Annotated in this window: 11 protein-coding genes; 3 read left to right on the top strand and 8 right to left on the bottom strand. The window is 44.9% G+C overall.

Annotated features, from left to right (window positions below; genetic code table 11):
- Positions 1–13: 13 nt before the first annotated feature.
- Positions 14–1,015, bottom strand: coding sequence for a nucleoid-associated protein (locus T525_RS0108020; protein ID WP_027406779.1), 1,002 nt, complete (start codon positions 1,013–1,015; stop codon positions 14–16).
- Between the two features lie 261 nt (positions 1,016–1,276).
- Here T525_RS0108020 and T525_RS0108015 point away from each other — a divergent pair, with 261 nt between their 5' ends.
- The 3 genes from T525_RS0108015 to T525_RS0108005 all read left to right on the top strand — a co-directional run bounded on the left by T525_RS0108015 (position 1,277) and on the right by T525_RS0108005 (position 3,465).
- Positions 1,277–1,807: an ECF transporter S component gene (locus tag T525_RS0108015; RefSeq protein ID WP_027406778.1), complete on the top strand. Its 531-nt coding sequence runs from the start codon at positions 1,277–1,279 to the stop codon at positions 1,805–1,807.
- Positions 1,808–1,991: 184 nt separating this feature from the next.
- Entirely contained in the window at positions 1,992–2,609 is a 618-nt protein-coding gene (locus tag T525_RS16040) for a hypothetical protein (protein WP_051533498.1), read from the top strand.
- 163 nt (positions 2,610–2,772) lie between these two features.
- Entirely contained in the window at positions 2,773–3,465 is a 693-nt protein-coding gene (locus tag T525_RS0108005; RefSeq protein WP_027406777.1) for a DUF554 domain-containing protein, read from the top strand.
- Positions 3,466–3,553: 88 nt separating this feature from the next.
- Here the strand turns inward: T525_RS0108005 and T525_RS0108000 are convergent, their stop codons facing one another.
- From T525_RS0108000 to T525_RS16745, 7 genes are all read right to left on the bottom strand, one after another.
- Positions 3,554–4,243 carry an aspartate/glutamate racemase family protein gene (locus T525_RS0108000; RefSeq protein ID WP_027406776.1) on the bottom strand — a complete coding sequence of 230 codons (690 nt, stop codon included), beginning with the start codon at positions 4,241–4,243 and terminating at the stop codon, positions 3,554–3,556.
- 88 nt (positions 4,244–4,331) lie between these two features.
- Complete coding sequence (locus T525_RS0107995; protein WP_027406775.1) at positions 4,332–6,905, bottom strand: heavy metal translocating P-type ATPase; 2,574 nt, start codon at positions 6,903–6,905, stop codon at positions 4,332–4,334.
- Positions 6,906–6,921: 16 nt separating this feature from the next.
- Entirely contained in the window at positions 6,922–7,248 is a 327-nt protein-coding gene (locus T525_RS0107990; protein WP_027406774.1) for a metal-sensing transcriptional repressor, read from the bottom strand.
- A gap of 79 nt (positions 7,249–7,327) precedes the next feature.
- The gene (locus T525_RS0107985) at positions 7,328–10,189 is read right to left on the bottom strand and encodes a transporter substrate-binding domain-containing protein (RefSeq protein WP_027406773.1); all 2,862 of its coding nucleotides are present in this window, start codon (positions 10,187–10,189) and stop codon (positions 7,328–7,330) included.
- 152 nt (positions 10,190–10,341) lie between these two features.
- Positions 10,342–11,022, bottom strand: coding sequence for a hypothetical protein (locus T525_RS0107980; RefSeq protein ID WP_027406772.1), 681 nt, complete (start codon positions 11,020–11,022; stop codon positions 10,342–10,344).
- An 18-nt stretch (positions 11,023–11,040) separates the two neighbouring features.
- On the bottom strand, positions 11,041–12,006 hold the full coding sequence (locus T525_RS14735) for a GTP-binding protein (RefSeq protein ID WP_051533496.1): 966 nt from the start codon (positions 12,004–12,006) through the stop codon (positions 11,041–11,043).
- Positions 12,007–12,030: 24 nt separating this feature from the next.
- Complete coding sequence (locus tag T525_RS16745; protein ID WP_027406771.1) at positions 12,031–13,152, bottom strand: CobW family GTP-binding protein; 1,122 nt, start codon at positions 13,150–13,152, stop codon at positions 12,031–12,033.
- Positions 13,153–13,322: the final 170 nt, after the last annotated feature.

Here is a 13,322-nt window from a genome sequence, read left to right as displayed (position 1 = left end):
AATCACCTTAAAATCATCTGTTAATGATGTTCTGGATATTTTTCAGGGTAATAGACATGGAGCCGTCCTCCTCCTTGAAAAATTCCACAAAATCCGTATTCTCAAAATAGTCTGTAGGAATAGTAATCTCAATACCCGTATCCGTACTGAGCTTATGCTTCTTCATCTTCTTGAGGGTGGCCTCCTGATTTACCTCCACAGGCTCAGCAAAGCCGGCAGTCTCAATGGCATGATTGTAGTCCGCTGCCATGGAAGGATTGTCCTGAAAAACCTCACGGCCCACAGCCACAGGATCCAGCACAGCCTCCTTCTCCATATTTTCAGCAATGAAGTTCTTTACGGCTGTAACTGCCGCCACCTCATCCTGGCAATAGGCCTCAGTGACCTTCTTTACTGCCTTGTTGATTTCCTTTATGGTTTCAGCAGGAGACGGGTTCTGGGCACATTCCAAAAACAGCTCGGGAATAAGGAAAATGCTGTTGCCGTCCACATTATATTTCCGGGACTTGGAAAGAATATCCATGGTCTCACAGTTAATAAATACAAATTCGTCGATTTTCTGGGACAGACCCGGAAGAATGGCGTAATTATTCACCAGCTCGGTGGCCACCTTGCCATTTTCGTCCACGTTGATCTGATGTACATAGCCCTGATGGTTGTTGCACTTGAAAATAACCAGATATCTGGTTTCATCGATGTGGGCATCACAGATAAGCAAATCTGTGGAGGCCACGGCCTCTGCTGTGGTCAGTACCTTGTAAAGAGCCCCTGCCGCCTGACGGGAAAAGTCCACAAACTCCATTTCCCCGGCAAGATACCCCTCCAGCATAACCTTAAATTCGCTGTTGCCGTAGAAGCTGCCCTTCTTGGCATCCTGGCTGGAAATGGTCTTTTCCACGTGCTTAATGAGGAATTCTGCCGTAGCTTCATTCATTTCCAGCAGCTCGTCGGAAAATACCTCGTTTGATTCGTTTACATCTAAAATATGAAGAATAGCCTTTTCAATTACTACCATTTCTGTCACCTCAAAAAAGAAGCTGCTGTATTTCACAGCAGCACCAAAATAGCTATATTATTTTATCACGCCATCCATATATAAGCAATATTATTAAAATGATAATACTGGTCCCTGTCAGCATATATGATGACTTTTTCCCTGTTATGATATGAACACAAATAAAACTACATTTTTATTGACAAACTATCAGAAAGTTATATAATAAAATCTAAATTATATAACCTATAAGTTTAGTAGGCGATATGGGAGGGGTTTTATATGAATATTTCGCCGATTAATCAACAAAGATGGACGACACGGGAAATGTGCCTTGTGGCAGTTATGTCATCGGTGGTATTTTTAGCCACCTTTGTGCCTAAGATTCCAATTCCTCTGGGATATGCTCATTTGGGTGATGCGGCAATTTTTCTCATAGTATTGCTGGCAGGCCGCCGGCAGGGAATATGGGCAGGCTGTATCGGTTCCGCCTTTGCGGATCTGTTGGGAGGCTTCCCATTGTGGATAGGACCTACTATACTGATAAAATTTCTCATGGCCCTGTCCTTCGCCCTCATTGTGGAAAATGTAGGGGAAAAACATGTGCTTAAATCCACCCGCACTTTCATAGCCCTGGTTTCAGCTTCCCTGATAATGACAGCAGGCTACACCATCTTCGGAGCTATTCTATACGACAGCATAGAGGCAGGATTATCCTCGGCCCCGGGACTATTGATAAAATCCGCAGTAAACATTGTGGCCTTTTACTTCGCTGCAGTAATGCTCAAGGACAGGGTAACTATTAGCAGATAATTTTAAAAGCTGGGATTACGGTCTTTTACCGGTAATCTCAGCTTTTTCCGCTTTCCTTTAAAAATTAAGGATAATTTTAGAAAAATGGGTTATAATGTCATTAATAATTCAATACTTGGATACGACGTTTCAAATAGTCACCATAATGGTGCTTCATTCAGATATTGTTAAGGAGGAATATACTATGAACAAGAAAGCAATCTTGGCGGTTGTAGTTGCTCTTTTAGTTGGAATTGGCGGCACCATGGCCTATTTTTATATCCACTCCCTGTATGTGGCCAATACGGCGCCCCCAATAACAGCTGCACCGGCAGCTCCGGCTCCTAATAATGCGGCCATTCCGGCTGCCAATAACAATCAGTCCAATATTCCGCCAGCAGGGCTTGGACAGGTTCCCCCAGCCCAGGGTACCACTGCAGGCACTCTTACCGATGACCAGCTGGTTTTGGGACAGATATCTTATGGTGCCTCCATTGATGCGGTTCGTCAGCGTCATGGAGAGCCCCATGAAATCGACCGCAAAGGAACCGCTGTTGAATACGAATACAAGCACATCTTTGATTTGTATGTGACAAATGGTATAGTTACCAAGATCAAGGTGGACGACCATAACGGTCTGGGAACTGCCAAGGGAATAAAGGTTGGCTCCTCTGCAGATGAAGTAATCGCCGCCTATGGCCAGCCAAATGCAGTGCTGGGAGATCACATGATTTACCGCTCCGCCAACAACCCGGCCCTGGGATTGGACTTTGAACTGGAATTAAACCACGTTGAAAAGATTGAATGTGGTATGCTGCAATAAAATAATAAACCACAAAAAGCACCTTGCCCATGAGACGACCTTTAATGGCGTTTCTCCACAAGGTGCTTTTGTATTTTAGTTATTTTAACAACAATTAACTATATTAGATACTGTCTTAGTGCTAAAATAGTGATAGTTGTAAGTTTTCGGGGAGTGATGTCTTATTTTTGCTGTTATTGTAAACACCGTTGCCATTATTATCGGCTGCCTCATGGGCTTATTGCTGAGAAAGGGTATTCCTCAAAGAATCTCTGATGCCATTATGGAAGCCCTTGGGCTGTGTACCGTGGTTATTGGTATTCAGGGCACCATTGTGGAAAAAAATATTTTGCTGCTGATTGTATCGGTGGTAATAGGCGTGTTTATTGGTAAATTATGTGATCTTGATGGCCGGATAAACCGCGGAGCTGCCCGCCTGACCTCCCATTTTGCCGGTGCGGGGGAAGCGGCCAGAATGGCCAATGCCTTTGTGACTTCCTGCCTGATTATGAATGTGGGTGCCATGGTTATTGTGGGCTCATTAAATGCCGGCCTGCGGGCTGATTTTGCCATGCTGTACACCAAATCCCTGCTGGATTTTGTATCGGGGATTATGTTTACCGCCACCATGGGAATAGGCGTAATGGGCTCAGCAGTATTCACCTTTTTCTTTCAGGGGGGAATTGTGCTGCTGGCAGAATATATTGCACCACTCTTGTCCGATGAGATAATTGCTGAAATTTCCTCCACAGGCTGTCTGCTTATACTGGCTATCGGCCTTAATATGCTTAATCTGACAAAAATAAAGGTTCTGGATTATTTGCCGGCCCTGTTGGTAACCCCGGTCCTCTACTGGATAATCCAATATTTCATGTAATCAAAAATCAGACTGCGTCAACCAGTCCAATTCCCTTTATTAAAAAAGCAGAGTCCGTTACGGCTCTGCTTTTCTTAATGCAATAAATTCAATCGGCACGGGCAAATTTCACAGCCGCCTTGGCCAGTTCATCGGTGGAATCAATAAATATCCCTTCCAGATTGTACATGGTCACAGCCACCGGCACCTCAGTACAGCCCAAAATAAAGGCCTCTGCCCCCTGCTCCTTCATTTCCTTCAGCAAATTTCTAACGACTGTGGTGTCATAATTTTCATTATTGGCCTTCACCCCGTCATAAATCATGTCATCCACAAAATGCTGTTTCTCCGCAGCTGGGGTAATGCATTTAATGCCATTGTCCTCCAGAGCCCTCTGATACAGCTTTGTGCTGATGGTACCGCTGGTAGCCAGAAGCCCAACGCTCTTATAGCCCTTTTCTTTTATGCTGGCCACTGCCACATCAATAATGGAAACCACAGGAATATTAATATGCGGCAAAATCTCCGGCAGGAAATAATGTGCCGTGTTGCAGGCCATGATAAGAAAATCCGCTCCACCCGCCACGAGCCTTTTCGCACTTTTCATCATCTCCGGCACCGGAGATGGGCCCATCCCCTTAATGGCTTTTGTGCGGTCCGGAACCATGCAGTTATTGTCCACCAGCATGGGAATGTGCTCCTGATCACAGGAAGCCGGTGTTGCCAAGATAATCTTCTTCATCAGATCCACTGTTGCCATGGGCCCCATACCACCAATAATGCCAATTGTTTTCACCATATTCACTCCTTTATAGCACCAATATTTATTTTCCCAAAGTTAAAACCTGTCCGTCAAGCCCTTAATTACCAATCAACCCCTCAGACAATCAGCCAACCAGCTCATAACCAGCGTCGGTAATTACCTTGGCAAATTCATTCTGGGGAATATCCCTGTCAGCAGTTACAGTTGCAGTGCCAGCCTCCAGATTTACCTCCACACCAGTAACCCCTGCCATCTTGGACAAAGCATCATTAACATGCTTTTGGCAATGGGCACACATCATACCTTCGATTTTAAGTTCCTTCTGCATAAACATTTCTTCCTTTCTGACAGTCTCCTGTCCATCCTTTTTCTTTTCATTATCTGAAGCCAAAGTCCCCTCTTTATGAGTTTTAAAGGAACGGAGCCTTAGGGCGTTCATAACTACACATACACTGGACAAGCTCATGGCCGCCGCCCCTATCATAGGAGACAGCTTTATACCAAAGGCAGGATATAAAAGCCCCGCAGCCAGTGGAATACCAATAATATTGTAAATAAAGGCCCAGAAAAGATTCTCCTTTATTTTGCGGATTACAGCTCTGGACAGCCTGATGGCACTTACCGCATCCAGCAGATCACTTCTGATAAGCACAGCGTCAGCACTTTCCATGGCCACATCAGTGCCGGCCCCGATGGCAATTCCCAGATCTGCCCTGGTTAAGGCAGGGGCGTCATTAATGCCGTCCCCAATCATGGCCACCCTATGGCCCTGAGACTGCAAAGCAGAAATCTGCTTCTCCTTCATGTCCGGAAGTACTCCTGCTATAAATTTGCTGATTCCCAGGAGACGGGCCACAGCTTCTGCCGTGCGCTCATTGTCACCGGTAAGCATTATTACATCCAGCCCCATGGTTCTCAGTTCTTTAACAGCCTCCAGACTGGAGGTCTTTTCTTTATCCGCCACTGCAATACAGCCCAAAAGCTTTTTGCCGTCAGCAAAGAGCAGCACAGTTTTGCCTTCCTTTGACAGGCGAATTAAATCCTGTGAATACCCGGATATATCCATTCCCTGCTCTTCCATAAAGGCCTCATTGCCGGCCAAATATGATTCTCCATTAATAATTCCCCGAACCCCACGGCCAATTACCGCCTGAAAATCCTCTGCTTCAACAGCAGTAATTCCCTTGGCTTCCGCGTAATTTACCACAGCCTCCGCAAGGGGGTGCTCACTGTTTTTTTCCAAGGCTGCCGCCAGGGATAACAGCTCACCTTCCGTCATATTAATTGCCAGCACATCGGTAACCTGGGGTTTCCCCTCAGTAATAGTACCAGTTTTATCCATTACTACAGTATCGATGGCCTGGGCAGTCTCCAGTGCTTCCCCTGATTTAATGAGAATACCGTTTTCTGCCCCCTTCCCTGTTCCCACCATAATAGCCACAGGAGTAGCCAGCCCCAAAGCACAGGGACAGGATATAACCAAAATGGATATGGCTATGGAAAAGGCAAACTCAAGGCTTTCCCCAAGTGCCAGCCATATACCCCCTGCCAAAAGGGCAATTATAATAACTGCTGGCACAAATACGCCCGCAATGCGGTCTGCCAGCCTTGCCATAGGAGCCTTGCTGGCACTGGCTTCGTCCACCAGCCGGATTATCTGGCTGATGGCAGTATCCCCTCCCACCTTGTCGGCGCGGAAATGGATCGCTCCCACCTTGTTCAATGTGGCGGAGGTTACCTTGTCTCCGGGCTGTTTAAATACTGGGAGACTTTCTCCCGTAATGGCAGATTCATCAATGCTTGTCTGTCCGGAAATCACTGTTCCATCAGCAGGAAGACGTTCTCCTGGACGGACGATAATTTCATCTCCTACCACCAGCTCCTCCACTGCCAGGGAAACCTCCTGTCCCCCACGTACAACAGTGGCCTTTTGGGGTGCCAGCTCCATAAGCCTTGCCAAAGCCTCTCCAGTTTTTCCCTTGGCCCTGGCCTCCAAATATTTCCCCACAGTAATCAGGGTAACAATCATACCCGCCGACTCAAAATAGAGGTTGCGGCTGTATTCCTCCACCAGAGGCAAGTCGCCATGGCCAAGGCCCCAGCCCATGCGGAACACGGCAAAGGCCCCAAAAAGTGCCGCCGCCATGGAGCCCATACCCACCAGACTGTCCATATTGGGTGCACCATTAAAAAGGTTGCGGAACCCATTTATGTAATACTTGCGATTAAGATACATAATAGGAAGTACCAGCAAAAACTGGGAAAATGAAAAGGTAATGGCATTTTGCGGTCCTTCAAAAAGCTCCCTCATAATCTCCGGCACCGGCAATCCCACCAGTGCATATATCATGCGGTGCATGGCAATGAACATGAGGGGCAGAAGAAATACCACTGACCACAAGAGCCGTTTTTTCATGGCATCTGCTTCATTGCCTGGTATTGCTTCACCAGCATCATAAGACAGGCGGGAACCATCTGTCTTTTTTCCTTTAATACTTGCTCCATAACCCGCCTGCTCCACCGCCTGAATAATCCGTTCAGGCTTTATTATTTCTTCATCATAGGAAAGCTGCATGGAATTTGTCAGGAGATTTACACTTACCTCACTTGTTCCCTCCAGCTTCGTTACGGCCCTTTCCACCCTTGCTGAGCAGGCAGAGCAGGTCATTCCCGTGATATCAAATCTTTCTTTCTTCATTAAATTACCTCATCAGTCAGGGCACCATTTTTGACAAAAGCTTCACCAGTTCATCCACCACCTCGTCATCCCCCTGACGAATATCGTGAACCACACAGCTTTTGATGTGTTGTGCCAAAAGCTCTTTGTTAAATGCCCCCAGTGCTGCCTGAATGGCACTTACCTGGGTCATTATGTCCACACAGTAACGGTCATCCTCCACCATCCGTTGAATGCCCCGGACCTGACCCTCAATACGGTTAAGACGTGAAACCAGACTTTTATATTCCTTTCCCTCCTTGTCCCGGTGTTTGTGCTTAACATCCCCACAGCCACAGGAACACTGCTTGTTATTTTCTTCCATAGATGCCTCCTTGCCAAAAAATATACCCTATGTGGGTATATAATATACCCCCATAAGGTATATGTCAATGCTGGTTTCTCTACTTAATTCTGAACTTCTCCAGAGTGGACATAAGCACCTCCACATTTATCGGCTTGCCAATATGGGCATTCATGCCTGCCTCCCTGGATTTTTGAATATCCTCTGCAAAGGTATTGGCAGTCATGGCGATAATCGGTATGCTCTGGGCATCAGATTTATTTGCCTTCCTTATCTGTACAGTGGCCTCATAGCCGTTCCACTCCGGCATCATAATATCCATCAAAATGGCATCAAAGGTACCAGATGGCTTTTCCATGAAAATGTCATAGGCCTCCCGACCATTTCCTGCCTTCGTCAATATGGCTCCTGCATCCTCCAATATCATGGTGACAATTTCCATATTCAGCTCATTGTCTTCTACCACCAGAATCCGCATCCCCTCAACAGACTTGTCGGATTTCTCTGTCTCCTCATGTTCTTCTGAAACATGATGGTTAATCTTAAATGGCAAGGTCACGCCAAAGGTAGTACCATGTCCCACCAGGCTGTCCACCACAATCTTGCCCTGCATCTTATCCACCAAAGCCTTAACAATGGCCATACCCATACCAGTACCCTGATAACGGCTGCGGGCATCGTCCTTTTCCTGGGTAAATGGCTCAAAGATGTGACGCAAAAACTCCTCGCTTATGCCAATACCGGTATCCTCTACAAAAATATCATAGGTCACCGTATCCTCATCCTCAAAGCCAAGCTGAGCTGAAATATCAATGCTGCCATTAGGTTTATTATACTTGATGGCATTATTTATTAAATTCATCATTATTTGCTTGAAATGCAATGGACTGCCAATAACATCAGGATATTTCATGCCACCATTGTCATTATACTTGATGGTAATTCCATTCTCTCGTGCTCTTATACTGCAAATAGCGATTACTTCTGACATAAGCTCTTCAATATTGAATGGATCTTCAGCCAATTCAACATTGTCACTTTCCAGCTTGCTCATATCAAGGACATCGTTAATGAGGCTCAACAAATGGTTGGCCGCCACCTTGGCCTTAACTCTGTTGGCAATTAACAGCTCCACATCATCAGGATGGCGATCAGCAATTTCCATAAGCCCAATAATACCATTTAAAGGCGTCCGTATATCGTGGGACATACGGGATAGGAATTCGGATTTTGCCTTGCTGGCTCTTTCTGCCTTTTCCAGAGCCCTTTCCAAATCACGATGCTGTTTTTTCTCAGTCTTTACAAGCTCTTCATTGCGTTTAAGCTGTATATCCACTTCTGCCTTGGCCCGCTTCAGTCCAGTAAGGTATGCGTACAATCCGCACAAAAACAGAATGAAAAACAAACCGCCACTAAATATGAATATAACACTATTATCTCTGATAAAATCCTCAAATGTATACTTGGCATTGGACTGAATATATCTAAAAACATAATCAGAAACCACAGATTTATCAATCAGAGCAATTCCTCTGTTAAGTATTGAAAACAGCTCCGAATGATTTCTTGGCACACAGATACAGTAGGACAGGCTGGTGCCTAAAGGCATGGTCTTTATATTGTGGTACTTATAATCATTCAGCCGGTCCTGCAGGAACAATGAGGACATAATCGTACAGGTAGCATCCCCGGACAGTATGGCATCAAAACACTGTTCCACACTGTCATAATGCTTAATTTCACTATCCTTATATGGCTTCAAGACCTTTTTTATTGGATTATGGTACAAGCCAATCGTGGCGAAGGTTTTATCCGAATATTCCCCTCTGTACGCCACATTCATAGGAACGCTCAGGATTTCTGAGGTATGGCTGAATTGATTATCCTCGCTGTAACGCACATCTCCAAAGGCGGGGAAGGACATATCAATCTCATTGCGGGCAAAGCCCTGCATCATATCCCCTAGGGAATCGTACGCCACATACTCTATGGTTACCTTATCTTCAATATTGAGATTTTTCAATATCATATTAAATACGTCTGTGATTACACCGGTCGGGGAACCATCGCTTTCCTGCCCACAAAACGGCATATAGTCCTTAAAATACCCCCCCCGCCATAGCTTATGATTACTGAGCCACTTGCTCTCCTCATCGGAAAGGGTACTATTAATCAGGGTAGCGCCATAATTATTAAGCTGCAATTTCTTTATAAAGAATGGATCAGCCCTGTCAATATCAGTCAAAGCATAATTCAACTCATACAGCAAATCCGGTTTATTTTTATTGACAGCCAAATAGAACGGTTCCTGTCCCACCTTAACCACAGGTGCATAACCGGCATCAACCTTAATATTATTATCTGCTGCTACCACGCCATCAATAAGGCCGGCTGCAAAATCCTTATCCCTTTCATTAAAACCATCATAATAAATAATATCTAAATCGACATGATTCCTCGCCGCCCACAGCTCCAAAAAATAAGTCATTCGATTATTCTTGATACCACCTATTTTTTTACCATTCATAGTGGAAAAATCATAGGCGTTCATGGTTTGGTTACTGTCATGCTGAAAAACCCAATAATTATCTGTACCCATAGGATAGTCTGGAAACAGCATAGACTTTTTGCGTTCTTCGGTAACAGATACACCAGCCATCAGGTCTATTTCGCCATTTTGCAGCTTTTCAATAAGCTCCGGCCATTCGCCATCGACAAATTCATAGTCCCAGTTGGTATAATTAGCCACTCTGAAGAGGTACTCATAACAATAGCCACTTCTTACCCCATCACTATCCGTTTCCTGGAATCCATAGCTATCGTACCAGCCTACCTTCACTACCTTTGTATGCATATTCCCGGCGGAATAGGCCGTCAGCGGAAAGCCTATAACCAGAACATAAAAGGCGCTCATTATGGCAGCCAATATTCTGATTACTCCTTTATTAAATCTATTTATCATTAAGTATCACCCCATAAAGCAACATCGGACAAAGCTATACTTATCTGGTAGATAATTCGACAAAGCATTATTTTTGTCCTGCTTTTACAAGGCAATAAAAAAGCAAATCCCTGAAAGCTGCCATAATCTTTCAGAGATTTGCCAATTATTTTTTATTCAGTTGCCCGCTTACGGATTTCCCGCAAGCGATCCACCATGTGAGCCCTCAACTTTTCCTCCAGCTCCTCCAGATTTTTGGAGTCAAAGGTGTAATTCATTTCCGGAATATTTTTGATACGGGCCTCACCAAAGAATTCACTGCGGAATTCATTATAATAAATGATGAAGTTGCTCTCAATATCAAAATCCGAATAATCAAATACTATATAGGAGCCATTTAGTACCCGAACCATTTGTGTGGGATTAATAAACAGCTTATAGCCCTCCAGCTCCTCCGGCAAAATATCCTTATAGTCCCATTCAGTAATATTAAGAGCCTTGGTCACATAGCTTATGGAATCAGGATTATATATAGCCAGATCATGAACAGCGGATTCCAGGTAATTTTTCAGATGCTGCTCAAATTCACTGAAGGAAGCGGTAATAAACTGCATCAGACAAAACTCTGTGAGCCCCCGTCGAATTTTCAGTTTATATTCCTTTGTTTCCTGATGATAATACGCCACAAGGCCCAGATGCTTCTCCTCATTTACATAGGAAAAGAGCTCAAAGGTATCCCCTACCTCCTCATAGCGTTTAGTATAGACCAGGTCATACATTTCCTTAGGCAGCTCATCAAGAAACGCCCAATCAGCAGTTTCCTGCTGTATTTTTTCCAAAACATCAGGCTTCATAAGTATAACCTCTACAGCTTAATTAAAGTACACAATAGTGTCTTCAGGCTTCTTTTCTTCAGTGAAGGCCTCCACCTTCATCTTAAGATTGTCGATTTCACCATTGCTGTCATACTTCACATGTATAACGCCAGTTACCTTGCCCCACTTACGCTCATTCTTTCTATGATTAAGCTGTTTGAAGGGCGCACCGGTACCGGATATTCCCAAAAACATCATATCATCGGCACAGCAGGCCATACCTACACGACCTACACCATAATGAATGACCCCATCCTTTTGGGCAGAACAGAGATAGCCGTCAAAAATGATACGCTTCTTGTCATAGTGATCAGGGTGGTCCTGCATATCTACAAACCAAGCGCCATAGTCATCCAGCTCCAGTTCAATCTCATCCTTGTCAATGGAAAATGGCAGCTCTGGCTCCTCCTCCACAAAATCCTCCAGATCAGATTCAAAAATAACCTGTGCACGGCGATTTACCACCCGGACATTACGACGAATGTCCTGCTGACGGGTTTCGTGGTCACAACGGTTGAATATAATCAGCTCGCAATAACGGAACAAATCCACAAAGCGATCCTTCATATTCTTTTGGTAAACCTCGAAGGTCTCTGCATTAACCATGCCGATATTCTGGAAATCAAACCATTCCTCCGGAAGGGGAATGTTCATATAATCTCCCGCATTCCACATACCATTGGCCTCAATTAAGACGCTGGAAGGCTTGTATTTTTTCTGAAGCTCCTGATAAAACTCAGTGGAAAGCTCCTCCACATCCTCTACCACAATAATCTTGGAATGACTTTCCTGTAGAAGCTCCTCGTCAATTTCTTCCTCGCCTTCCTCACCTAAGATAATTAGGTTACACTCGGCTTTGGCGAACTGATTATTCTGTAAAAAGTCCTTGATTACACTGGTCTTGCCACTTTCCAACAGACCCATAAAGTAATACACAGGAACATTTGGTTTTTCTTTGCTCATTATTTATCTCCCAATTAAGATATATTACTCACCAAGGAAAAGCTCCTTCAAGCTGCCTTCCTGCAGCTTGCTGCCAATAACGCAGAAACGGCCGGTATAATCAGCCGCACCGGTTACTACGCTGCTCTCTCCCGGTACATAGTTAAAATGGAGCCACTCCCCATCGTTGGCGGACATAACAATACCCTTTGCCCTGAGGATAACACCATACTCGTCAGCATTAACCAGCTCTGCCAAAATATCCTTAAGCTCCTGGGCGGTGAACTTCTTGGTGGTTTCCTGGCCCCAGCTGCCGAATACATCATCAGCATGGTGATGATGGTGATCATGGTCATGATGGTCGTGGTCATGACAGCTGCAGTTAGGATCATGGCACTCATGGTCATGGTCATGATCGTGGTCATGGTGATGATGCTCATGGTCATGGTCGTGGTGATGATGCTCATGATCGTGGTCATGGTCATGATGGTGACAATCGCACTCCGGATCATCACACTCATGGTCGTGATGCTCATGGTGATGATGGGCCTCGGCCACCTCATCCACGTTCAGCAGCTCGCTGTGGTGCAGGGCATCCAAAATCTGTCCCCCGGAAATCTTGTCCCACGGAGTTGTTACAATAGGAGCCTTTGGATTATGCTCGCGGATAATATCAATGGTCTCCTGAAGCTTCTTTTCAGTTACGTCTTGGCTGCGGCTGAGAACGATGCAGTCAGCGTGGGCAATCTGGTCAATGAAAAACTCGCCATAGTTTCTGGCATACATCTTGCACTTCTTGGCATGGACTACGGCGATGCTGCCATCTATAACCACATCATCATTGCACACCTTGGACACAGCCACCTTTACATCAGACAGCTTGCCCACACCAGATGGCTCAATAATAATGCGGTCAGGGTTATAAGTCTCCATAACCTGCTTCAGGGACTCCTCAAAGTCACCTACCAAGGAGCAGCAGATACAGCCGGAATTTATTTCCTTCACCTGAACCCCCGCGTCCTTCATAAAGCCGCCATCAATGGCAATCTCACCAAACTCATTCTCGATAAGGCAGATCTTATCGTTAAACCCCTCGTTAATGAGCTTCTGAATCAGAGTTGTCTTGCCGGCACCCAAAAAGCCGGAAAATATGTTAATTTTAGTCATTCTGTAAAACCTCCATTACATCAGGAAAAACTAAAGGAAGTCTTTGCGTCACCGCAAAAACAACCTGTAATATTATACATCATTTGATAAGTTTTTTCCATGAAGTATAAAAATCGAAGCCTACAAAAAAATGGACTGGGGTGCCCAGGCCGATTCCCTTGAAGAAAAAA

The organism is Anaerovibrio sp. RM50 (assembly GCF_000622005.1).
In the GTDB taxonomy this organism is placed as follows: domain Bacteria; phylum Bacillota; class Negativicutes; order Selenomonadales; family Selenomonadaceae; genus Anaerovibrio.
This window is presented reverse-complemented; position numbering and strand designations above follow the sequence as displayed.

Excerpts from the sequence above, each read along its gene's own strand:
- T525_RS0108020 (WP_027406779.1), bottom strand. The coding sequence starts at position 1,015 with ATGGTAGTAATTGAAAAGGCTATTCTTCATATTTTAGATGTAAACGAA.
- T525_RS0108015 (WP_027406778.1), top strand. The coding sequence starts at position 1,277 with ATGAATATTTCGCCGATTAATCAACAAAGATGGACGACACGGGAAATG.
- T525_RS16040 (WP_051533498.1), top strand. The coding sequence starts at position 1,992 with ATGAACAAGAAAGCAATCTTGGCGGTTGTAGTTGCTCTTTTAGTTGGA.
- T525_RS0108000 (WP_027406776.1), bottom strand. The coding sequence starts at position 4,243 with ATGGTGAAAACAATTGGCATTATTGGTGGTATGGGGCCCATGGCAACA.
- T525_RS0107995 (WP_027406775.1), bottom strand. The coding sequence starts at position 6,905 with ATGAAGAAAGAAAGATTTGATATCACGGGAATGACCTGCTCTGCCTGC.
- T525_RS0107990 (WP_027406774.1), bottom strand. The coding sequence starts at position 7,248 with ATGGAAGAAAATAACAAGCAGTGTTCCTGTGGCTGTGGGGATGTTAAG.
- T525_RS0107985 (WP_027406773.1), bottom strand. The coding sequence starts at position 10,189 with ATGATAAATAGATTTAATAAAGGAGTAATCAGAATATTGGCTGCCATA.
- T525_RS0107980 (WP_027406772.1), bottom strand. The coding sequence starts at position 11,022 with ATGAAGCCTGATGTTTTGGAAAAAATACAGCAGGAAACTGCTGATTGG.
- T525_RS14735 (WP_051533496.1), bottom strand. The coding sequence starts at position 12,006 with ATGAGCAAAGAAAAACCAAATGTTCCTGTGTATTACTTTATGGGTCTG.
- T525_RS16745 (WP_027406771.1), bottom strand. The coding sequence starts at position 13,152 with ATGACTAAAATTAACATATTTTCCGGCTTTTTGGGTGCCGGCAAGACA.